The following is a 20599-nucleotide window of genomic DNA, read 5'->3' on the forward strand; positions in this document are numbered from 1 at the left end:
CCAGTCCCGGCTAAAATTTTATGTTAAATATTTTCATCAATAAATAACGCAGGTAATAAGTTATTGCCTCGCCATATTTCCTATCCTGCCATAGCGATTTTGATTTTATTCTAATTTCACTTGCCGATGGGGAGAGATATCTTTTAGTATTCCGCCATGGCGATTGGGAGAAGTATCGCCCGAAGTTACTGGCATTAAAAATAAGATACCATGGTTTATTTGGTGTCACATAATGCATGATAACGGTATTTTCTATGTTTTCATCTTCTACATTATGATATACGCTTAACGTTGTTTTATTGTTGAACTTCGCATTTAGATAGTGTAGACGTCCATTAAGTAAAATATTTAAAACATCCTGGTCTGCGTATCTGTATACTTTACCGCTATTGATCATATTCAATGCTTTGTATGTAATGTTATTCACTCGCCATTCATGAATGTTAACTAGCATAACACCAGCATTAAAATATTTAATAAATTTTACGCCATAATCTAAACTATCAACACGGGCTTGCATTTCTATAGAGTCTGATATCACTCCAGCAATATTATTTTGCAAATCATAGTCAACCAGTTCAATTAAACTACCGTAGCAAATTATATCACAGTCCAAATACATCACATTAGTAATGGATTGATCAATAACCTCTGGAATTAAAAAGCGTAAACAAGTTGATAATGGAATACCCAGAACAAGCGTTTCAGGGTTTATATTAAAATCACCATTTATATGATAAATGGTGATTAACACATTTGGCCTGTTTAACTCATAGAATAATGCCAAATCGTTTTCTGGTACATCAGAAACTAACAGATGAAAATGTAAGTTGATATTTTTATTATTTTCAATGATAGAAAATATTGCCACCCCAGCAGGCATTACGAAACCACGATCAAAACAAAGTGAGATATGAAGCGTATTCTCTAATACCTCACTATTTGGGAATAGTTCTTCTTTTTTTGTGACAAATTTGCTGACATTAGTCAATTTAGAAAACCTTGCTTAATTGAGATAAACTATAACATAAATCAATTATAATTTTTTCCGAATTGTTCTTACTTTTATTTTTTCCGCTCTTTCTGCAGCCTGGCCGAGAAGCTCAGTTTCTGAATGCAGAATCGTTTTCAGCGAAACATCAAAATAAACCCGCATAAACCGCCAGATATCCCGCTGTGTCAACCCGATGTTTAGCGACGAAAAATAGAGGCCAATCAGGTCTTTATCACGCCAGCGGCGAGGAACTTTCGTACGAATCTGTGCCCTGTGTAGATCAATAACCGAAATCTTTAAGTCTTCTTTATTGCCTGAAAAAGGCAGATGCAGCAGGAAGTGGCAGATATAGCAATCACGGTGATTGATTCCACCTGCGTGCATCTTGCGCACCATCGTGGCCACACGGTCAATAATCATCCACTTGACGTTGACGTCCGGTGGATTCGTTGCCCAATCCGCACAATAGTCTTCCAGACTGATGGTCGGCGTGAGATCTTCGGTAATAATGAACGACGTTTTGGTCAGAGGGTTGAGCCCTTTCTCACCGAAACCAACGCCATACATCGTATCCACGCCTAAATCCTGGAGGCGATGAATAGCGTTCCATTCTCTGTCAGCGCCCAAAACCGGCATCCGCAGCGAGAGAAGGTTTTTGACAATTTCCTTGAGAGAAGTACCCCGATGCCATTTAAGGAAATAGCTTTTCCCCGCCAGTTCAAATCGCAGCGTACGACGAGTTTCCAGCTCCCTGAAGACTTCACCCTGCAGCGTTTTGACTTCCTCAAACGCGTCTTTCCCGCGCCATAATGTGGCTAACGGTTCTTTCAATTCAACCATCCAGACCACCTGTAATAATGTCCGCCGCCTTTTCCGGCAGACTGTACAAATCTTGCGTATCCGCATAATGCCGCGCGTTTTCTGCCCACGCAGCACGCAATGACGGCTGGGTCAGCGCTTTACGCAAAATGTCGTTCAACGCGTCCTGCCGCCAGGGTTCTTCAATGACATCGCCACAGTTAGCCTGCGTAATATAATGCGCATAACCGCAAACGGCCGTGGTCAACACTGGCAAGCCAGCAGTAATCGCCTCCAGCAGAACAATACCTGCCGCTTCCTGATAGGCCGGGTGCAGTAACAAATCGGCGGCAGCCATCAACTCCGAGACATCATTGCGTCCGGAGAAAAAATGTACATTACTGCGCACGCCGCGTTTTTCTGCCAGCGCTTCAAATTTGCGTGGCTTATCCTGACCGACAATATACAAAAGTGTGTTATGCCGCAGCGCCGCCGGAAGTGACGCAAGTGCTTCAATCGAACGATCCACCCCTTTGCGGGTAAAATCAGAGCCAACCTGCAACAGTAAGTTTTGCTGCTCCGAAATACCGTTCTTCTGGCGAACGATTTCACGGGCATTCGGGATTTGCGCACTGTATTTTCTGTCCGGGTAAATCCCCGGAGGGAGAATATGAAAACGCTCCGCTTCGGTTTGATAATGCTTCTGGAAATCAGCAATCTGCGTATCCGTCAGCATTAATAACTGCGTCGGTTTACCCTGTTCAAACGTTGCCCGTTCAAACGCCGCATAATGGCGATAACGGGAGGTCAGACGATAGAGAAAGCCTTTTTCTTGCTCAACTTTTTCGGCATAACAGACATCCGCGGCAAAATAGACATCCAGGCCTGGCATCTTGTTAAACCCTACGACCCTGTCAACGGGATGCTCACGCAAATGCGCCTGTACCCAGGCATAATATTCCGCATTACGCCCATGGTTGGTCCGCGATTTAACCGGTACACGAATGAGCTCAAAAGCATCCGGGCATTCTCCGTCCCACGATTGGGTATAAATACGGACCTGATGACCTCGGGCTGCGACGGTTTGCGCAATGCGCATAAAGTCACGTTGTAGTCCGCCGAACGGAAAATACTTATACAAACAAAAAGCCACGATCATACTGGCGCATCCATTTCGATAATTTGCGCGTTCTGCGGCAACAGTTTTTCCGTTGCCGCAATCACATCCTCAACGGGAATAACGGACATATATTTTTTGTTACGGTCCAGTTCAGATCGTTTAGGCATCGGCTGATAGTCCCCTGCCCAGAACTGAATAATATTGTCAGTCCAGGGGCGCCAGAAGACATGGTCTGTCGCGCCAAATAGACATATCACCGGCGTTTTGACCGCCGCGGCGATATGCCCTGGGGCTGAATCAACGCCAATAAAAAGGGCGGCATGATCAATCAGCGCGCCTAATTCCGGGAATCGGGTTTTACCTGCCAGCCCGGTTACCGGTTTGGTTTCGCACCCCAGCGCAATCTCTTCCACACAGGCTAAATCGTCAGCAGAAGGGCCGGACGTCAGCACGACCTGATAACCACGACGTTCAAGAGCATCAATGACGCGGGAAAATTTGTCATTATCCCAGCACTTAAATAACTGCCTTGCCGTAGGTTGAATCACCACATACTGATGCGTCACGCCAAGCTGGCGCAACTGTCGACGCATATTCTCCCAGTGTTCAGGTCGATAGCTCATCGTCGTTTCAGTAACAATATGCTCCAGCCCCAGCGGTTTGAGTGCTGACAGCGTACGTTCGACAACGTGTTCGCCGGAATAGGGAACGAGATGGGTAAAACTCTGTTTCCAGAATGCAGACTGCCGGTTGGCGAAATCCTGGGATATTTTTACTCTTGCGTGTAAAAAACGGACAATCAGCGCCACGATCCACTGATCGGTCAGGTTGATGACCAGATCATATTGGTTGTTGCGTAAGGTCTTAATCAGCGAAAGCGTATTTTTAATTTTCTCTGCCGCCCCTGTTCCCTTATTACTGATGCCATAAAGGGTATTAATCTCGGGGTTTTCCGACAAAATAGGCATCGTATCCTGGTAAAGAAGCATATCGATTTTGACGTCAGGATAGTTCTGCTTCAGCGTACTGATAACGGGAGTGGTTAATAGCATATCCCCGTGGAAACGCATCTTGATGACCAGAATTTTTCGAAAAGGCTTTTCCACACGCGACTCTTTTGTTGTGATTGTCCGATAAAGTTAAGCAGAAAACAGCACGCTACCGCCCCAGGCTCAACAGCTACCCGATCACTGATATTGCACTGACTTTTACGCGCTAGTGTATCACTTCTTTCGCTGCGATCCGACTCGAATAAATTAACCGCAAAGTGGGTGTTTTTCTTTTTTAAATCAAATCGATATTAACCTGAGCATCGTTTTTTTCGTCACCGATTGGCTCGGTTAACAACGGCAATAGCAGTAAAAATCAATAAATGGCATAAAAATTCAAAAAAGATGAGCCGGGCTGGCGGAATAAGTCGGACTTAAAGCTATTTAAGTCAAAAACAGGAAAAGTAATGGTAAAGCCCTGGCTAAATACATAGAATCCCCAGCACATCCATAAGTCAGCTATTTACTATGCTCGAATTGCTTTACACCGCCCTTCTCTACCTTATTCAGCCTTTGATCTGGATACGGCTTTGGGTGCGCGGACGTAAGGCCCCGGCCTACCGTAAACGCTGGGGTGAACGCTACGGTTTTTACCGTCGCCCCCTGAAACCGGGCGGGATTATGCTCCATTCCGTCTCTGTCGGCGAAACACTGGCAGCCATTCCTTTGGTTCGCGCCCTGCGACATCGCTACCCCGATCTACCGATCACGGTCACCACGATGACGCCAACCGGCTCCGAGCGTGTCCAGTCAGCCTTCGGTAGCGATGTTCAGCACGTCTACCTGCCTTACGATTTACCCGATGCGCTGAGTCGCTTTCTGAACAAGGTTGATCCTAAGCTGGTGCTGATTATGGAAACGGAGCTATGGCCGAACCTGATTGCCGCGCTTCATAAACGGCATATTCCACTGGTCATCGCCAATGCGCGTCTTTCTGCCCGCTCCGCTGACGGTTACGCGAAGTTGGGGAAATTTATCCGCCGAATCCTTCGTCGTATTACGCTAATTGCAGCGCAAAATGAAGAGGATGGTCAGCGCTTTGTGACGCTGGGCGCGAAGAACAATCAGGTGACCGTCACCGGCAGTCTGAAGTTCGATATTTCCGTGACGCCACAGCTTGCCGCAAAAGCTGTTACGCTGCGTCGCCAGTGGGCGCCGCATCGCCCGGTGTGGATCGCAACCAGTACTCATGATGGTGAAGAGAGTATTATCATCGCCGCGCATCAGGCATTGTTACACCAGTTCCCCAACCTGCTGTTGATTCTGGTCCCGCGTCATCCGGAACGCTTCCCGGATGCGATTAACCTCGTGCGTGAAGCCGGGCTAAGCTATACCACCCGTTCCTCCGGCGAAGTCCCCTCGGCCAGTACCCAGGTCGTCGTAGGTGACACGATGGGTGAACTGATGCTGCTTTACGGAATTGCGGATCTGGCATTTGTCGGAGGATCACTGGTTGAACGTGGCGGACATAACCCGCTGGAAGCCGCGGCACACGCAATTCCGGTGCTAATGGGACCCCATACCTTCAATTTCAAAGATATTTGCGCCCGTCTGGAGCAGGCCAGCGGTTTGATTACGGTCACGGACGCCACAAGTCTTGCCAAAGAGGTTTCCTCTTTACTGACCGATGCCGATTATCGTAATTTCTATGGTCGTCACGCAGTTGAAGTTCTCTATCAAAACCAGGGGGCGTTACAGCGCCTGCTACAGCTGCTGGAACCTTATCTGCCACCGAAAACGCATTGAGGGCTGTTATGCAAAAACGGGCGATTTATCCAGGTACTTTTGATCCGTTGACGAACGGCCATATCGATATCATCACGCGTGCTACGCAGATGTTTGATCATGTCATTCTGGCGATTGCGGCAAGTCCCGGTAAAAAACCGATGTTCAGCCTTGAAGAACGTGTCGCGCTGGCTCAGCAGGCCACTGCCCATCTGTCTGGCGTTGAAGTGCTAGGTTTTAGCGATCTGATGGCCAACTTTGCGCGTGAGCAACAGGCCAACATCCTGATTCGTGGATTGCGCGCCGTCGCGGATTTTGAATACGAAATGCAGTTGGCCCACATGAATCGGCATTTGATGCCAGAGCTGGAAAGCGTCTTTCTGATGCCTTCTAAAGAGTGGTCCTTCATCTCATCGTCACTGGTGAAAGAAGTGGCCCGCCATCAGGGTGATGTCACCCACTTCCTGCCCGAGAATATTCATCAGGCGCTGTTGGCAAAGCTCAAATAGCGCCCCGCATCCGGGACGCCCCGTCTTACTTCTGGCACTGACGGCAATAGAACGTCGCACGCTGCGCGTGTTTCGATGCTACGATCGGCGTTCCGCACACTCTGCATGGCTCACCTTTACGGCCATAGACCTGCAACTCTTGAGCAAAATAGCCCGGTTTACCATCGCTTTGCAGAAAATCTTTCAGCGTCGTTCCCCCCTGTTCTATTGAACGCAGCAGGACGGCCTTAATCACGCGCACCAGCAGTTCATATTCAGCCGGCGACAATGACGACGCCAGACGGTCAGGATGAATACCCGCAGCAAACAGAGATTCACTGGCGTAGATATTTCCGACCCCCACGACCAGCTTATTATCCATCAACCAGGGTTTAATCGCCGTTTTCTTCTTCGCACATTTCTGTTGCAGGTATTCGCCGTTGAAAGTATCGCTTAGCGGTTCAGGACCGAGATGCGCCAGTACGTTGTGCCCTTCCAGTTCTTTCGTCCACAGCCAGGCACCAAAGCGACGGGGATCGGTGTAGCGCAGGACTTTACCGTTACTCATCACTAAATCGACATGGTCATGTTTTTCTGCCGGCAGTTCTTCAGGAAGGATACGTAGACTGCCTGACATCCCCAGGTGAATGATGATCCAGCCATCGGGTAGCTCCAGCAGAAGGTATTTCGCACGGCGCTGAACGCTGAGCACCGGTTTGTCGCTCAGACGGTAGATCTCTTCTGATACCGGCCAACGCAGACGTCCATTACGCACATTGGCATGCAGAATGGTTGCCCCGACCAGATGCGGTTCAATACCGCGGCGGCTGGTTTCGACTTCAGGTAATTCAGGCATAACGTCTCCGGCTGTGTATCAGGTCTCACTAATATGGGGATGGCCAGAAAACAAAAAACCCCGCCGAAGCGAGGTTTTTCATTACAGCAAAGCGAGACTTACTTAATTTTCGCTTCTTTGTAGAGAACGTGCTGACGGACAACTGGATCGAATTTTTTCAGTTCCAGTTTTTCCGGCTTAGTACGTTTGTTCTTCGTGGTGGTATAGAAGTGACCAGTACCAGCAGAAGAAACCAGCTTGATCTTCTCACGAATACCTTTAGCCATGATTTATTTCCTCTTAGTACTTAGTACTTTTCGCCACGGGCACGCAGTTCAGACAGAACTGTATCGATGCCTTTCTTATCAATTACACGCATACCTTTAGCAGATACACGCAGGGTGACAAAACGCTTTTCGCTCTCAACCCAGAAACGGTGAGAGTGCAGGTTAGGCAGGAAACGGCGTTTAGTCGCGTTCAGTGCGTGGGAACGGTTGTTACCGGTCACCGGACGCTTGCCAGTAACTTGGCAGACTCGGGACATGTCTATTCTCCAAAAATCAAATTAGCTCGAGCTTCGTATGGGGTATCGGCGCCTCGTCAGGCTTTACAGCCCGGTCATCGCGGTTCTACACCTCACCCTTCAAGCTGCCTTAACGCAACGTGAATGATTGGGTGTCTAAGTGAACACTCGATTGCCAGGCCCAAATGCCAAACCCGAGATTCTCAAAGGTGGCGTAGTATACGCTGAGTCAGCGATGTGCTCAAGTCCCGAACAGACAAAGATCCCGATGGATCGCGCAAAGTGCGTCAAATCCAACCTCGTTCCGCAAACGAAACGTACTCTCCGCGTCCAATGACAAGGTGATCAAGCACACGGATATCCATGAACTGACAGCATTTTACGACACGCTCGGTGATAAGTTTATCCGCTTTGCTCGGCTCTGCACACCCCGACGGATGATTATGGGCAAGGATCACCGCAGATGCATTGATTTTTATCGCTTCACGAATAATTTCACGCGGATGGATCTCAACATGGGTGAGTGTGCCAGAGAAAAGGCGGCTATGTTTAATGACATGGTGTTGAGAATCGAGAAAAACCACCATGAAAACTTCCCGCGCCTCCCCCGCTAATTGGCTCTGCAAAAAATCCCGTGTTAACACCGGGCTGAGTAATGGGTTCGTACCTTTTATTTGCACTTCATAAAAGCGCCTGGCCAGTTCCGCGATGCCTTTAAGCTGCGCATACTTTGCTACGCCAATCCCTGTCACCGCGCTGAATTGAGAGTAGTCCGCCGTCAACAAGCTATAAAGAGAGCCAAAATGTTCCAGGATCTCTTTTGCCAGCGCAAAGACATCTTTCCCGGGCGTTCCGGTCCGTAAGAAGAGCGCCAGTAGTTCGTCATCCGTCAGCGTATCGACCCCAAGCGCCAACAGTTTTTCCCTCGGCAGCACATATTCAGCAGTTTCCATCCCCACACCTCCTCATGCCAGCACGCATGGTGGCATGGGCCGGAGGGGGAATCGACGTACAATTTCCACTCCTGCGTAGCGCCTCGCAAAGTGATTCATGGGTGAACGCACGACAGTTTACGGATTGTGATAAAATATCCGCCTTCTGGTGTAATCCAACAGGAATGATCATGATGAGCCTGGCCGGTAAAAAAATCGTTCTCGGCGTCAGCGGCGGCATTGCTGCCTACAAAACCCCTGAACTGGTGCGTCGTCTGCGCGAACGCGGCGCTGATGTCCGAGTGGCAATGACCGAGGCGGCTAAAGCCTTTATTACCCCACTCAGCTTACAGGCGGTTTCCGGGTATCCCGTTTCCGACAGCCTGCTGGATCCCGCGGCAGAGGCCGCAATGGGCCATATTGAGTTAGGAAAATGGGCCGACCTGGTGATTCTCGCCCCGGCCACCGCAGACCTTATCGCGCGTGTCGCAGCCGGCATGGCAAACGATCTGGTGTCTACGATTTGTCTGGCTACTCCTGCGCCCGTTGCTGTTTTACCGGCAATGAACCAGCAGATGTACCGGGCTGCGGCAACGCAGCATAATCTGGGCGTTCTGGCTTCTCGTGGGTTGCTCATCTGGGGACCAGACAGCGGCAGCCAGGCATGCGGTGATGTAGGGCCGGGCCGTATGCTGGATCCTTTAACGATTGTCGATATGGCCGCGGCACATTTCGCCCCTGTCAACGATCTGCAACATCTTAACATCATGATTACCGCGGGCCCGACGCGCGAACCGCTCGATCCGGTGCGCTACATTTCCAACCACAGCTCCGGCAAAATGGGGTTTGCCATCGCCGCCGCCGCAGCCCGTCGCGGGGCGAACGTTACGCTGGTCGCCGGCCCGGTATCATTACCCACGCCGCCTTTTGTACAGCGTGTTGATGTGATGACCGCTCTGGAAATGGAAGCGGCGGTGCAATCCGCCGTCCAACAGCAACATATTTTTATCGGCTGCGCTGCCGTAGCAGACTATCGCGCCGCGATTGTCGCCCCGGAAAAAATTAAGAAACAGGCAACACAAGGTGATGAATTAACAATAAAAATGGTCAAGAACCCAGACATCATCGCCGGGGTTGCCGCACGTAAAGACCATCGCCCCTATGTCGTTGGGTTTGCCGCGGAAACGAATAATGTGGAAGAATATGCCCGGCAAAAACGTATCCGTAAAAACCTTGATTTGATCTGTGCAAACGATGTTTCGCTTTCAACTCAAGGGTTTAATAGCGACAGCAACGCTTTACACCTTTTCTGGCAGGATGGAGATAAAGTCTTACCGCTTGAGCGCAAAGCACTCCTGGGCCAATTATTACTCGACGAGATCGTGACCCGTTATGATGAAAAAAATCGACGTTAAGATTCTGGACCCGCGTGTCGGCAAGCAATTCCCGCTGCCGACGTATGCCACCTCCGGCTCCGCCGGACTTGACCTGCGGGCTTGTCTCGATGACGCCGTAGAACTGGCGCCGGGCGCAACCACGCTGCTGCCAACCGGGCTGGCTATTCACATCGCCGATCCGTCTCTGGCTGCCGTCATCCTGCCGCGTTCGGGTCTGGGCCATAAGCATGGTATCGTGCTGGGCAACCTGGTGGGGTTGATTGATTCTGACTATCAGGGGCAGCTAATGGTATCCGTCTGGAACCGTGGTCAGGACAGTTTTACCATTGAGCCGGGCGAACGTATCGCACAGATGGTCTTTGTGCCAGTCGTGCAGGCCGAATTTAATCTGGTGGAAGAGTTTGATGCCACCCACCGTGGTGAAGGCGGTTTCGGCCATTCCGGTCGTAAGTAAGAAAGTTACGCATCCCGATAACGTCATAACATCACCGCAAGCCCTGGGTTTGCGGTCATAGTGTGGATGCTCGCCTGCAAGTGCTTATTTTCAGGGGTATTTTGTAACATGGCAGAAAAACAAACTGCGAAAAGGAATCGTCGCGAAGAAATACTTCAGTCTCTGGCGCTGATGCTGGAATCCAGTGATGGAAGCCAGCGCATCACAACAGCAAAACTGGCGGCTTCTGTCGGCGTTTCCGAAGCGGCATTGTATCGCCACTTTCCCAGCAAGACCCGCATGTTCGATAGCCTGATTGAGTTTATCGAAGACAGCCTGATCACCCGTATCAATTTGATTTTGAAAGATGAAAAAGATACTCACGCGCGTGTGCGCCTGATTGTGTTATTGATTCTGGGTTTCGGCGAACGCAATCCTGGCCTGACGCGCATCCTGACTGGACATGCGTTGATGTTTGAACAAGATCGCCTGCAAGGACGTATCAACCAACTGTTCGAACGCATTGAAGCACAACTGCGCCAGGTATTGCGGGAAAAGCGGATGCGTGAAGGTGAAGGGTACGTGACGGATGAAACGTTACTGGCAAGTCAACTGCTCGCCTTCTGCGAAGGTATGCTGTCGCGCTTTGTGCGTAGCGAATTCAAATACCGTCCTACGGATGATTTTGATGCCCGCTGGCCACTGCTCGCCGCGCAACTGCAGTAATGTTTGCCGGATAGCGCACGCGTTATCCGGCCACTCACGTTAAACGCCGAACGCTTCCCGATACGCCCGCACCGCTGCCAGATGCTCTGCCATTTCCGGCTTCTCTTCCAGATAGGCAATCAGGTCTTTCAGGGTGATGATGGAAATCACCTTACAGCCATAATCGCGCTCGACTTCCTGAATGGCAGAAATCTCGCCACGTCCGCGTTCCTGACGATCCAAAGAGATCAGCACACCAGCCAGCGTTGCACCATTGGCCTGGATGATTTCCATCGATTCCCGGATGGCCGTACCAGCGGTGATCACATCATCTACCAGCATCACGCGGCCTTGTAATGCGCTGCCAACCAGATTGCCACCTTCTCCGTGATCTTTGGCTTCTTTGCGGTTAAAGCAGTACGGCAGGTCTTTGTCATGATGTTCCGCCAGCGCGACCGCCGTGGTCGTCGCAATGGGAATGCCTTTGTAAGCCGGGCCAAAAAGCAGATCAAATTCAATGCCAGAATCCACTAATGCCTCAGCGTAAAAACGGCCTAACAGTGCCAGATCGCGCCCGGTATTAAACAGGCCGGCGTTGAAGAAATAGGGGCTCTTGCGCCCGGATTTCAGCGTGAACTCGCCAAACTTGAGTACCTGTTTGTTAAGCGCAAACTCAATAAACTGGCGTTGATAGGGTTTCATGGATTCGCTCCTCATTTCACTTTCATCATTGACAAAATCTACGGACAAAAAAAAGGCGACTCATTGGTCGCCTTAAAATCAATTCTCTAGCGCCGCCTTCTGCGTCGCAACAATGGATTCGATTCCCCCTCGGGCCAGTGCCAGCAAGGTGAGAAGTTCTTCATGGCTGAACGGCTCACCTTCTGCCGTCCCCTGCACCTCAATGATTCGTCCATCTTCGGTCATCACCACGTTCATATCGGTTTCCGCCGCTGAGTCTTCAACGTACTCCAGATCGCAGAGCGCTTCGCCGTTAACGATCCCCACGGATACCGCAGCAACCATCCCTTTCATCGGATTAGTTTTCAGCTTACCGCTGGCCACCAGTTTGTTCAGCGCATCTGCCAGCGCCACACAGGCACCGGTAATGGAAGCGGTACGCGTGCCGCCATCGGCCTGGATCACATCGCAGTCCAGGGTGATAGTAAATTCACCCAACGTTTTGAGATCGACTGCAGCGCGCAGCGCACGGGCGATCAGACGCTGAATTTCCATAGTACGGCCGCCCTGCTTGCCTTTTGCGGCTTCGCGCGCGTTACGGGTATGCGTTGCACGCGGCAACATGCCATATTCAGCGGTGATCCAACCCTGGCCCTGACCTTTCAGAAAACGCGGTACGCCTTCTTCAATTGAGGCCGTGCACAGCACTTTGGTATCTCCAAATTCGACCAGCACCGAGCCTTCAGCGTGTTTTGTATAGTTACGGGTCAGGGTTACGGGACGCACCTGATTAGCGCTACGGCCTGCTGGACGCATATTGAGATCTCCGGCTTAAACGAATGTGGCTGCGCATTATACGGACTTCCGGCGGTTATTCCTATCCTGACAAGGCCGGGATGGCTATAATCCTCCCATCTCTCCTTTAAAAACAGGAACGTCTATGATCCGCAGTATGACCGCCTACGCCCGGCGTGAAATCAAGGGTGAATGGGGTAGCGCCACCTGGGAAATGCGCTCGGTAAACCAGCGTTATCTGGAAACTTACTTTCGTCTGCCGGAACAGTTCCGTAGCCTTGAGCCTGTTGTTCGTGAACGCATTCGTACGCGCCTGAAGCGCGGTAAAGTCGAATGCATGCTGCGCTTTGAACCCGATGCCAGCGCGCAGGGCGAGCTCATCCTGAATGAAAAGCTCGCAAAACAACTCGTGAATGCAGCTAACTGGGTCAAAATGCAGAGTGATGAAGGGGAAATCAATCCGGTCGATATCCTGCGCTGGCCCGGTGTTATGGCAGCACAGGAGCAGGATCTGGACGCCATTGCTGCAGAAATCCTGACCGCACTCGACGGCACGCTCGACGATTTCATCGTTGCCCGCGAAACGGAAGGTCAGGCACTGAAAACGCTGATCGAACAACGTCTGGAAGGCGTCAGCGCTGAAGTTGTTAAGGTCCGCGCCCATATGCCAGAAATTCTACAATGGCAGCGCGAGCGTCTGGTCGCTAAGCTTGAAGACGCTCAGGTCCAACTGGAAAATAACCGTCTGGAACAAGAACTGGTCCTGATGGCACAGCGCATTGATGTGGCAGAAGAACTGGATCGCCTGGACGCCCACGTTAAAGAAACCTACAACATCCTGAAGAAAAAAGAGGCAGTAGGCCGCCGTCTGGACTTCATGATGCAAGAATTCAATCGCGAATCGAATACGCTGGCGTCAAAATCCATTAATGCGGAAGTGACCAATTCCGCCATCGAACTGAAAGTTTTAATCGAGCAAATGCGCGAGCAGATCCAGAATATCGAGTAAATACTTAAGAGCTATCACAAAGACGCACAAAACCAGCAAAGCCCGCATTTAGCCGGGCTTTTTTGTTATCATGGGCTATCATAAAGACGCAACAAAGCGCATAGTTAAGGTGTACCCAACGGTGTACCCAATGAGTTTTGTGTACATCACTTTGGGTACACCCTCTATTCAAAGTTTGGATATTCGCAAAATGCCAAAACTGACAGACATGCAGATCCGTGCGTGGATAAAAGCCGGAGAACGCTTCGAAGGACGCGCAGATGGTGGCGGTCTATACCTCCGATACCGACAGGTAGACCAATCCCCAAGCTGGCGATTCCGCTATAAGTTCTCTGGTAAGCAACGGGCTATGGTTATTGGCTCCTATGCCGAGCTATCACTATCTAAAGCCAGAGAGACCGCCAAAGAACTAGCCGCCCGCGTTGCGCTTGGTTATGACGTGGCAGGAGAAAAACAGGAACGGAAAGCCAAGGCCCTGGCGAAGATGGAAGCAGAAAAAAACGCCATGCGCGTTTCAGATCTTGCCGCCGAATACTTTGAACGCCAAATACTGCCTCGCTGGAAGCATCCAGACATACTACGCCGCCGGATCGACAAGGATATTAATCCCCATATTGGACGCATGAAGGTGGAGGACGTAAAGCCACGGCACATTGATGACATGCTTAAAGCTATTGTTGACCGTGGAGCACCGACCATAGCGACAGACGTTCTACGCTGGACACGCCGCATATTCGACTACGGAATCAAACGGCACGCACTGGAGATTAACCCATGTTCCGCATTTGAGGTTTCGGACGCTGGTGGGAAGGAGGTTAGCCGTGACCGCTGGTTAACCCGTGATGAGTTAATCCAGCTATTTAGGGCCATGCGCACCGCAAAGGGATTCAGTCGACAGAATGAGATCACTTTCAAACTATTGTTAGCCCTATGCGTTCGTAAAATGGAGTTATGCGCCGCCCGCTGGGAAGAGTTCGACCTGGACAAAGGCATTTGGCACTTACCAGAAGAACGCAGCAAAAATGGTGACGCAATAGATATTCCGCTGGCACCACCAGCAGTTGAATGGCTAAGAGAGCTTTACACGTTCTCATGCAACAGCGCATGGGTATTGCCAGCCAGAAAGATGCAAAACAGGATGATTCCACACATTCAGGAAAGCACTCTGCCCGTGGCGCTGGCAAAGGTACGCGCAGAAATGCCGGACGTGCCGAACTTCACCATTCATGACTTCCGCCGTACAGCTCGTACACATTTAGCGGCATTGGGAGTTGACCCGGTAGTCGCAGAAAGATGTCTAAATCACCGTATCAAAGGCGTAGAGGGTATCTATAACCGGCACCAGTATTTTGATGAACGCAAAGCAGCGCTGGCACAATGGGCCGATCTGCTGGTGGCGCTGGAGAGCGGTGAAGATTACAACGTAACACCAATAAGAATAGTGAAGTAAGCGGACAGATTGAGCCTAGCCCGACGGGGCGAAAAGCGGAAGCCTTGCCGTCTGACTCAATCGCTCATTAAGGCATAGCGTGAAAGGTGACGCGATGACAAAGAAAAACGATAAACAAAATGATATGAATGTATGGAAACGTAACAACATTCCTGCATTAGAATTTTGTTCTCTGCCAAGGGCAGCAGAACTGCTTAACTGCCATCTAAATGATTTAATTCATTTTATTCAAGTTGGCGCCATTGAAATTTGTTTAGCCCTGCATGATTTTGAAGCAGCATTATTTACACTTGGCGCTTGGGAAGAATCAAATGAATGGGAGGAGAAATTCCCTCCTAAACTGATGACAAAGTACACAAACAAATCACCTTTAAGCCTGTTTATGCCAAAAGCTGAATTTGATATGAATCCGACAGCGACTGCGCGAGTTAGACGGCTTTATCAAAATAAGGACATTCCCGGACTAAAGAAACCAATCTTGAATCTTTCCGGATTATGGGCGCTATCATTAAGTCACCTACCTCACTCATTCTTCAACGCATTAAAAAATAATGAAGAAATTTCATTCACCTCTTTTAACCTTTCCTTTAAAGAGGCAGACGTTCCGTTAAATCTCGATAATTATGATGATTATGTGATTATGGCCCAACCTTTAACAGAGCATCTCTACGCATCTGGATTGCTAAACGAAGCAGATGTTAAGCCAATTGCGACTATCACAGTAAAAGATATTTTTATTACCAGATGTCAAATTGAAAAAATATACAGCTACATTGGGCAAGATATACCAAATTTCATCAATGGAGGAGTTCGCCAGTCACAACCAAATGAATTGATGATAGAAAAAAGCGTTCCAGAAGTGAACACTAATAAGGTTGGCGAGTTCTTGGAGATGTTAATCAGGTGTGTACCAGAATTGGGGGATGACGTCATGAAGGCGACTGCTAACAAGCGCCACAGCATACTAAGCGCATTTCTTGAAAGGCAGCAGAAGGAGGGTAAATTTAACAATATGAAAATGCCAGCCTCAGCAACCATTGAAAAATACTTCAAAATTTGAAACTGACCGTTTTAAATTTGCAACATTGCTCACTGATATTGCCATTTAATACCCGTAACAACCGCTATCAACAGGAGTTACGGGGAAATGACAAAGCAATCAACCATTCCTACTACTGGATACATCCGCCGGTATAGATTGCCGGAAATGTTGGGTGTATCTATGCCAACTATCGACCGCTGGGTTAAGAATGGTACGCTGCCACGACCAGTAAAACTCACCGACAACGTAACCGCATTTGACGCGGTAGAGATTCATAATTGGCTGGCAGAACGCCGCGGGAAGGTGGCGTAATGGAAAAGAAAAACCGCCCAGTACAGCAGGCGGCTAACTCAGATATTCGCGGATCCGATGTTACGCCACCAGCCCACTCTATTCAACAGATGAAGCGTACGCCGAAAAAGCATCGTGCCCGCGTCTATATGCTGCGCACTGGCGTAGAGGGATGGACAGAGAACGATATTCTTCGCTACTGCCGTCTTTCGTCTGGCCGCAACTATGCATCTGAAATAGAACGCCGCCTCGATATTCAGCTTGAGCGTATCGACGAGAAAAACCCGGATGGCATTGGCTCACACCTACGCTACCGCCTTGTAAGCCGTGGTGACGTGATGCGAGTCATCCAGTTGGTTAACAGCAATGCTGTTACGGGTGGTTATCAGGGGCTTACTCAGTCTGAAATAACCGACATTCTCAACCTATACCCGGACGCATTTACCGCCGCATAACGGAGTCTGAAATATGAAACTCGAAAAAAGCCGATTCACTTCGGAGGCCGCCCCACAATCTAACGTAGGCCAGAGCGTAATTATCAATAACGACTTTGCCGCTATTGTGCCGGTTAATTCAGGTCTGATTGGCGGGCGTGAAGCCAATATTGTGAGCGCTAAGGCGTTGCATAAAGTGCTGGGAGTGGGGCGTGACTACTCAACGTGGCTTTCTGACCGTATCAAGGATTACGGCTTCGAGCAGGGCGTTGATTACGTGGTGTTTGATTCCCCCATTTTGGGGAACCAAAGCGCAGAAAATAACCAGCTCGACGGCGGCTGGGTAACGAAACGCGGAGGGGATCGGCGTAGCAAAGATACCGGGCTTTCTCTTGGTATGGCAAAAGAGATGGCTATGGTTGAGCGCAACGAGCAGGGCCGAGCCGTTCGACGTTACTTCATCCAGTGTGAGGAAGAACTACAGCGCAGCGTACCGGAGATTGCCGCCCGGTATCGCCAGCATCTTAAAGCCCGCATCAATGCGGCTGGTCGTTTCACCGCTATGTGTGAAGCGCTTGAATTGGCACGAATGGAGCAAGGTAAAACCACACAGCGCCATCACTACACCAATGAGAGCAACATGCTGTCTCGCATTGTTCTTGGTGGTCTGACTGCTAAGCAATGGGCGCAGGCAAATGGTGTGGAGGGTGAGCCACGCGACAGCATGAACGCTGAGCAACTTGAGCACTTTGCTTACCTTGAGAATACCAACATCACGCTGATCGATATGGGCATGGAGTTTGATCAGCGCAAAGCAGAATTAACCCGCCTGTCACAGCGCTGGATGGCAAAGCATCAGGAGGTTGCTCATGACTAAGACCACCAGCATCCCACGACCGCAGCAGCGCTTTAAGGACGCGCACGGCGCTATGGTGACGGTTGAAAGCGTTACATCCAATCGCGTGACGTTCTACCGTGACGGATATCATTCACCATGCGTACAACCACTAGAACGCTTTACTAAGGAATTCCGGGAGGTGGCGCAATGATGGCTACCGTCCAGAGCAAGGGATTCCCCCTGGCTGGCCTGTTAACAAATGTTAACCCTCAGAACCTTATAAAACCTAAGGTCGTGAACGATTACCTGTTATCAATTGTTATGGCTAAGGGCTTAGCAAAACTTAGCCTGAACCTCACAAAACCTGACATCCACGCACGGGGGATGACGACAAATGATGACATTTTAAACCAAGAAAAAATCACCTCAAAAAAGCTGACTGTGGGGAATAAAATCCTCCTGCTAACTGGTAGCGTGAACTGGCGTGCTACCGTTATGGGTCGTGTTACATCGGCTTTTGCGAGCAGTACGCACGCACCAGAAGATTTTTTAGGGGTCGTTACGCGAGAAGGTGAGTATTCGGAGTCCATAAAAAAGGGCAGCCATAAGGCCACCCTTTGCAATGTTGCTGAAAAAAATCAAGCCTTAGGTTTGATTCCTTCTTTCCGCAGCCTATCGCGGCATGAGTCTTTAACCCAAGAACTGAAATTGCCTTGTCCAGCAACAGCGTTGATTTGCTCAAGTAGTTCATCCTCAAAGCGAATGTGCTTCATGGTGCTCCCCTTGCGATCGAACGCTTTTTTCTGCTTATCATCTTGCATTGGTAGTTACCAGTATTATAATGGCAATACAGATGGTAACTACCAACTTGCGGTAATTCAATACCGATCTGTAAAAACGGCAAAGCCCGAGGGTGCGCTAACACCAATCGGGCTTCTAACCACCACCGATAGTAATAGTATCGAGGTAGCTATGAGCAATCGTACCACACACCCGCAAGGGCGGGATTCTTACACCCTTAAAAAATTCACTTGGCGTTTCCTCGCCATCAACCACCACGACAAAAAGGCGAAACCTTGCCGTCTGTCTGTTGAGGCTGAAACTGAGCGTGAGGCACGTCGCATCTTGGCACCGCATTTCATTCTCTCTTTGTCTGCCCGCCTTCATGTTCTGGAGATTTCAGCATGAATCAAATCGAGCAAGCAAAGGTAATCGGCGACCGCATCAGATCTGTTATCGGCAATGAGGAAGCCCCTACTCCGAACACCTCCGAGAATATTTCACGCAACCGCCTTTTGCGTGTGAAGACGGGACTTTGTCATGTTCTGACTGAGGTTATTCCTGCAATACCTCACTGCGACGCACGGGATGAGCTGGTGGCCTGGATCTTCGAGATACACACAATCGCAGCAGCAGAAGAATGCCAGATGAAAACCGAGGTGACAGCATGAGCCACGAAATAACTCTTGAGCAGGCAGCAGCGAGCGCGCATCAGTCTGAAATCATTTGCCGCCTGATTGAAGAATGCCCTCGGCATCTTACAGGAGGAGATATATCGACGATTGCCGCGTTGCTGAAGCGACTGAATGGTGATGTAACCGCGTGGCTCATCGAAGAAATGGCAGAGCGGGAGGAGGCGAAAAAATGAATATGTATCGCGTGTTATCCAACTGCTTAGACCGTGCCGGGCTGCCGTTGCCTGTCACATGGTATGGCGAGGCAATCAGCCCGAAGCAGGCAGTGGAAAAGATGGAGACTGAAGCAAAGCGTAACGGCTGGTCTGACATAGAAATTATTCGTATCTACGAACGTAAACAGATTAACGACATGGGAGTTGCGGCATGAGCAAATCAAATATTAAAAGCGCTGGCGTTAGTGTTCCAGCCGCGACCAATGAGTTAAAAGCCACGCCTGATGGAGTGATGATTAACGGTACGCTGCAAACCTACTCATACATCATCAACCTGTTCGAGAACGGCACTTATGATTCTCTCTCTGCTGATGCCTATCAGGCGCTGCATGTAATACATGATGCCAACCAAAGCGGCTGGGTTGAGCCTGACCTGAACCAGCAGATCGCTATGTGGCGCTGGCTGGTAGCAAGCATGTTTATCCGTGAACTTGAAAAAAACGGTTGCGAGGCTGAAGGCATCACACCGGGTGAGGATAAATATTACACCTATGCCGGGGGCGGGATCCCCATCCCACTGAGAATGATGAATGTCCGCAATGCGCTTATGTGCCTGGTCGAAACGCAGCTTTTGCAGGTTTTAGGTGGCGACGAGGGCAAGGTTGCCAGCGTGGAAGCCTATCGGACAATGGTGACTAACTCCCCTGAGGATGGCGGTTTGATTCTGTCTGATGATGGGATGAGACAAATCACCGGGTTTTTGGATGCCTTTATCACTATGGCAGTCACCGGCGCGTTCCCTGATAGCCAGGCTATTCACTGATGGAGAGGGCTATGAACTATTGCGCAGAAGCCACTCCGGATGGCGTGAACATCATGACCCAGAGTGATGCTGGAGTGTGTGAGCATACTACCCTCCTCAGTTTTGAGGAGGCTATAACGCGTCTGGATGCTGGCGAGTATGACGATAAACTGGATGAGGGTTTTGCCATCCATCTTGCTGTGGCTGAAGGTGGTAACGCTGGCTGGTTCGATTATACGTCACAGCACAACGTCACCATGTGGCGCTGGCTGATTGCCGCCGTGTTTATCGCTGAAATGAAGCGGGAGAATGGCACGACCACAGTCGCAGAGGCTGACGGCACCACGTCACAGGTAGCGATTTACTCCAATGAATCAGCCGGGATTGTGGTTTATCCGTTCTCTGAGCGTCTGGCGATGGCGAATAACATTGAGGGAGCCATGCTCGAGCGTTACGGTGTTGAGCAAGGGACAGAGAATATCATTATTTTCTATCGTTCCATGCTGGATGTTGAGCTGGGCGAGCTAACGCCGTTCGGGCGTGAAGTACTGGCAGAGCTACATGATCACTTTATTAGCGATCTGGAAGTAAACGGCTGGCCTGAAACGCCAGTGGCGCACTGAGGAGA

The 20599-nt window shown here is 49.9% G+C and carries 29 protein-coding genes; 18 read left to right on the forward strand and 11 right to left on the reverse strand.

Translation table 11 applies throughout. The features are described 5' to 3' along the window. Nucleotides 1–10 precede the first annotated feature (10 nt). The 4 genes from C2U53_RS09005 to rfaQ are packed head-to-tail and all read right to left on the reverse strand — an operon-like array spanning nucleotide 11 to nucleotide 4018. The gene (locus C2U53_RS09005) at nucleotides 11–991 is read right to left on the reverse strand and encodes a glycosyltransferase family 8 protein (RefSeq protein ID WP_042998625.1); all 981 of its coding nucleotides are present in this window, start codon (nucleotides 989–991) and stop codon (nucleotides 11–13) included. Between the two features lie 45 nt (nucleotides 992–1036). Next, nucleotides 1037–1834, reverse strand: coding sequence for a lipopolysaccharide core heptose(I) kinase RfaP (gene rfaP, locus C2U53_RS09010; RefSeq protein WP_104445819.1), 798 nt, complete (start codon nucleotides 1832–1834; stop codon nucleotides 1037–1039). Further along, nucleotides 1827–2951: a glycosyltransferase family 4 protein gene (locus tag C2U53_RS09015; RefSeq protein ID WP_104445820.1), complete on the reverse strand. Its 1125-nt coding sequence runs from the start codon at nucleotides 2949–2951 to the stop codon at nucleotides 1827–1829. Before C2U53_RS09015 ends, rfaP begins: the two co-directional genes overlap by 8 nt. Further along, nucleotides 2948–4018 carry a lipopolysaccharide core heptosyltransferase RfaQ gene (gene rfaQ, locus C2U53_RS09020; RefSeq protein ID WP_104445821.1) on the reverse strand — a complete coding sequence of 357 codons (1071 nt, stop codon included), beginning with the start codon at nucleotides 4016–4018 and terminating at the stop codon, nucleotides 2948–2950. The genes C2U53_RS09015 and rfaQ overlap by 4 nt, the downstream gene beginning before the upstream one ends. A gap of 411 nt (nucleotides 4019–4429) precedes the next feature. Between rfaQ and waaA the strand changes: the two genes are divergently transcribed. Together waaA and coaD are read left to right on the forward strand one after the other, a co-directional pair. Next, nucleotides 4430–5707, forward strand: a complete 1278-nt coding sequence (gene waaA / locus C2U53_RS09025; RefSeq protein ID WP_042998628.1) for a lipid IV(A) 3-deoxy-D-manno-octulosonic acid transferase — start codon at nucleotides 4430–4432, stop codon at nucleotides 5705–5707. An 8-nt stretch (nucleotides 5708–5715) separates the two neighbouring features. Further along, complete coding sequence (gene coaD / locus C2U53_RS09030) at nucleotides 5716–6195, forward strand: pantetheine-phosphate adenylyltransferase (RefSeq protein ID WP_042998629.1); 480 nt, start codon at nucleotides 5716–5718, stop codon at nucleotides 6193–6195. 25 nt (nucleotides 6196–6220) lie between these two features. Here coaD and mutM read toward each other — a convergent pair whose 3' ends face one another. The 4 genes from mutM to radC form a co-directional block, all read right to left on the reverse strand. After that, nucleotides 6221–7030, reverse strand: a complete 810-nt coding sequence (gene mutM / locus C2U53_RS09035; protein WP_044328861.1) for a bifunctional DNA-formamidopyrimidine glycosylase/DNA-(apurinic or apyrimidinic site) lyase — start codon at nucleotides 7028–7030, stop codon at nucleotides 6221–6223. A gap of 98 nt (nucleotides 7031–7128) precedes the next feature. Continuing rightward, nucleotides 7129–7296: a 50S ribosomal protein L33 gene (gene rpmG / locus C2U53_RS09040; RefSeq protein WP_003024094.1), complete on the reverse strand. Its 168-nt coding sequence runs from the start codon at nucleotides 7294–7296 to the stop codon at nucleotides 7129–7131. A gap of 20 nt (nucleotides 7297–7316) precedes the next feature. Then, nucleotides 7317–7553, reverse strand: coding sequence for a 50S ribosomal protein L28 (gene rpmB / locus C2U53_RS09045; protein WP_002436699.1), 237 nt, complete (start codon nucleotides 7551–7553; stop codon nucleotides 7317–7319). Nucleotides 7554–7819: 266 nt separating this feature from the next. Continuing rightward, on the reverse strand, nucleotides 7820–8485 hold the full coding sequence (gene radC, locus C2U53_RS09050) for a DNA repair protein RadC (protein ID WP_042998631.1): 666 nt from the start codon (nucleotides 8483–8485) through the stop codon (nucleotides 7820–7822). Between the two features lie 173 nt (nucleotides 8486–8658). Here radC and coaBC point away from each other — a divergent pair, with 173 nt between their 5' ends. The 3 genes from coaBC (at nucleotide 8659) to slmA (ending at nucleotide 11020) form a co-directional block, all read left to right on the forward strand. Next, entirely contained in the window at nucleotides 8659–9879 is a 1221-nt protein-coding gene (gene coaBC / locus C2U53_RS09055; protein WP_104446880.1) for a bifunctional phosphopantothenoylcysteine decarboxylase/phosphopantothenate--cysteine ligase CoaBC, read from the forward strand. Continuing rightward, nucleotides 9857–10315: a dUTP diphosphatase gene (dut, locus tag C2U53_RS09060; protein ID WP_042998633.1), complete on the forward strand. Its 459-nt coding sequence runs from the start codon at nucleotides 9857–9859 to the stop codon at nucleotides 10313–10315. The genes coaBC and dut overlap by 23 nt, the downstream gene beginning before the upstream one ends. A gap of 108 nt (nucleotides 10316–10423) precedes the next feature. Further along, a complete protein-coding gene (gene slmA, locus C2U53_RS09065) occupies nucleotides 10424–11020 on the forward strand; it encodes a nucleoid occlusion factor SlmA (RefSeq protein ID WP_042998634.1) in 597 nt (198 codons plus the stop codon). 39 nt (nucleotides 11021–11059) lie between these two features. On the opposite strand, the gene pyrE is transcribed toward slmA, so the two are convergent. Both pyrE and rph read right to left on the reverse strand, forming a co-directional pair. Next, nucleotides 11060–11701, reverse strand: coding sequence for an orotate phosphoribosyltransferase (gene pyrE, locus C2U53_RS09070; protein ID WP_042998635.1), 642 nt, complete (start codon nucleotides 11699–11701; stop codon nucleotides 11060–11062). 78 nt (nucleotides 11702–11779) lie between these two features. Then, complete coding sequence (rph, locus tag C2U53_RS09075) at nucleotides 11780–12496, reverse strand: ribonuclease PH (RefSeq protein ID WP_042998636.1); 717 nt, start codon at nucleotides 12494–12496, stop codon at nucleotides 11780–11782. Nucleotides 12497–12620: 124 nt separating this feature from the next. On the opposite strand from rph, the gene C2U53_RS09080 reads away from it, so the two are divergent. The 7 genes from C2U53_RS09080 (at nucleotide 12621) to C2U53_RS09110 (ending at nucleotide 17750) form a co-directional block, all read left to right on the forward strand. Further along, nucleotides 12621–13484, forward strand: coding sequence for a YicC/YloC family endoribonuclease (locus tag C2U53_RS09080; protein ID WP_104445822.1), 864 nt, complete (start codon nucleotides 12621–12623; stop codon nucleotides 13482–13484). Nucleotides 13485–13614: 130 nt separating this feature from the next. Next, nucleotides 13615–14934 (forward strand): site-specific integrase, encoded by a 1320-nt coding sequence (locus C2U53_RS09085; protein WP_172740567.1) that lies wholly within the window; start codon nucleotides 13615–13617, stop codon nucleotides 14932–14934. 94 nt (nucleotides 14935–15028) lie between these two features. Further along, nucleotides 15029–15994 carry a hypothetical protein gene (locus tag C2U53_RS09090; RefSeq protein WP_061066837.1) on the forward strand — a complete coding sequence of 322 codons (966 nt, stop codon included), beginning with the start codon at nucleotides 15029–15031 and terminating at the stop codon, nucleotides 15992–15994. An 87-nt stretch (nucleotides 15995–16081) separates the two neighbouring features. Next, nucleotides 16082–16288 carry an AlpA family transcriptional regulator gene (locus C2U53_RS09095; RefSeq protein WP_061066838.1) on the forward strand — a complete coding sequence of 69 codons (207 nt, stop codon included), beginning with the start codon at nucleotides 16082–16084 and terminating at the stop codon, nucleotides 16286–16288. After that, nucleotides 16288–16722 (forward strand): hypothetical protein, encoded by a 435-nt coding sequence (locus C2U53_RS09100; protein WP_061066839.1) that lies wholly within the window; start codon nucleotides 16288–16290, stop codon nucleotides 16720–16722. Before C2U53_RS09095 ends, C2U53_RS09100 begins: the two co-directional genes overlap by 1 nt. 13 nt (nucleotides 16723–16735) lie before the next feature. Beyond that, nucleotides 16736–17578: an antA/AntB antirepressor family protein gene (locus C2U53_RS09105; RefSeq protein WP_061066840.1), complete on the forward strand. Its 843-nt coding sequence runs from the start codon at nucleotides 16736–16738 to the stop codon at nucleotides 17576–17578. Further along, nucleotides 17571–17750, forward strand: coding sequence for a DUF4222 domain-containing protein (locus tag C2U53_RS09110; RefSeq protein ID WP_061066841.1), 180 nt, complete (start codon nucleotides 17571–17573; stop codon nucleotides 17748–17750). The genes C2U53_RS09105 and C2U53_RS09110 overlap by 8 nt, the downstream gene beginning before the upstream one ends. Nucleotides 17751–18177: 427 nt before the next feature. On the opposite strand, the gene C2U53_RS09120 is transcribed toward C2U53_RS09110, so the two are convergent. Further along, on the reverse strand, nucleotides 18178–18360 hold the full coding sequence (locus tag C2U53_RS09120) for a YlcI/YnfO family protein (protein WP_071887300.1): 183 nt from the start codon (nucleotides 18358–18360) through the stop codon (nucleotides 18178–18180). 151 nt (nucleotides 18361–18511) lie between these two features. Between C2U53_RS09120 and C2U53_RS09125 the strand changes: the two genes are divergently transcribed. The 6 genes from C2U53_RS09125 to C2U53_RS09150 are packed head-to-tail and all read left to right on the forward strand — an operon-like array spanning nucleotide 18512 to nucleotide 20594. Continuing rightward, nucleotides 18512–18727, forward strand: a complete 216-nt coding sequence (locus C2U53_RS09125; RefSeq protein WP_061068781.1) for a host cell division inhibitor Icd-like protein — start codon at nucleotides 18512–18514, stop codon at nucleotides 18725–18727. After that, nucleotides 18724–18990 (forward strand): hypothetical protein, encoded by a 267-nt coding sequence (locus tag C2U53_RS09130; RefSeq protein ID WP_061066842.1) that lies wholly within the window; start codon nucleotides 18724–18726, stop codon nucleotides 18988–18990. The genes C2U53_RS09125 and C2U53_RS09130 overlap by 4 nt, the downstream gene beginning before the upstream one ends. Next, nucleotides 18987–19187, forward strand: coding sequence for a hypothetical protein (locus tag C2U53_RS09135; RefSeq protein WP_061066843.1), 201 nt, complete (start codon nucleotides 18987–18989; stop codon nucleotides 19185–19187). The genes C2U53_RS09130 and C2U53_RS09135 overlap by 4 nt, the downstream gene beginning before the upstream one ends. Further along, nucleotides 19184–19384: a hypothetical protein gene (locus tag C2U53_RS09140; protein WP_061066844.1), complete on the forward strand. Its 201-nt coding sequence runs from the start codon at nucleotides 19184–19186 to the stop codon at nucleotides 19382–19384. Before C2U53_RS09135 ends, C2U53_RS09140 begins: the two co-directional genes overlap by 4 nt. Then, nucleotides 19381–19992: a hypothetical protein gene (locus C2U53_RS09145; protein WP_104445823.1), complete on the forward strand. Its 612-nt coding sequence runs from the start codon at nucleotides 19381–19383 to the stop codon at nucleotides 19990–19992. The genes C2U53_RS09140 and C2U53_RS09145 overlap by 4 nt, the downstream gene beginning before the upstream one ends. Beyond that, on the forward strand, nucleotides 19992–20594 hold the full coding sequence (locus C2U53_RS09150; RefSeq protein WP_104445824.1) for a hypothetical protein: 603 nt from the start codon (nucleotides 19992–19994) through the stop codon (nucleotides 20592–20594). Before C2U53_RS09145 ends, C2U53_RS09150 begins: the two co-directional genes overlap by 1 nt. The last annotated feature ends 5 nt before the right edge of the window (nucleotides 20595–20599 follow it).

The organism is Citrobacter sp. CFNIH10, assembly GCF_002934585.1.
Lineage (GTDB): Bacteria > Pseudomonadota > Gammaproteobacteria > Enterobacterales > Enterobacteriaceae > Citrobacter_A > Citrobacter_A amalonaticus.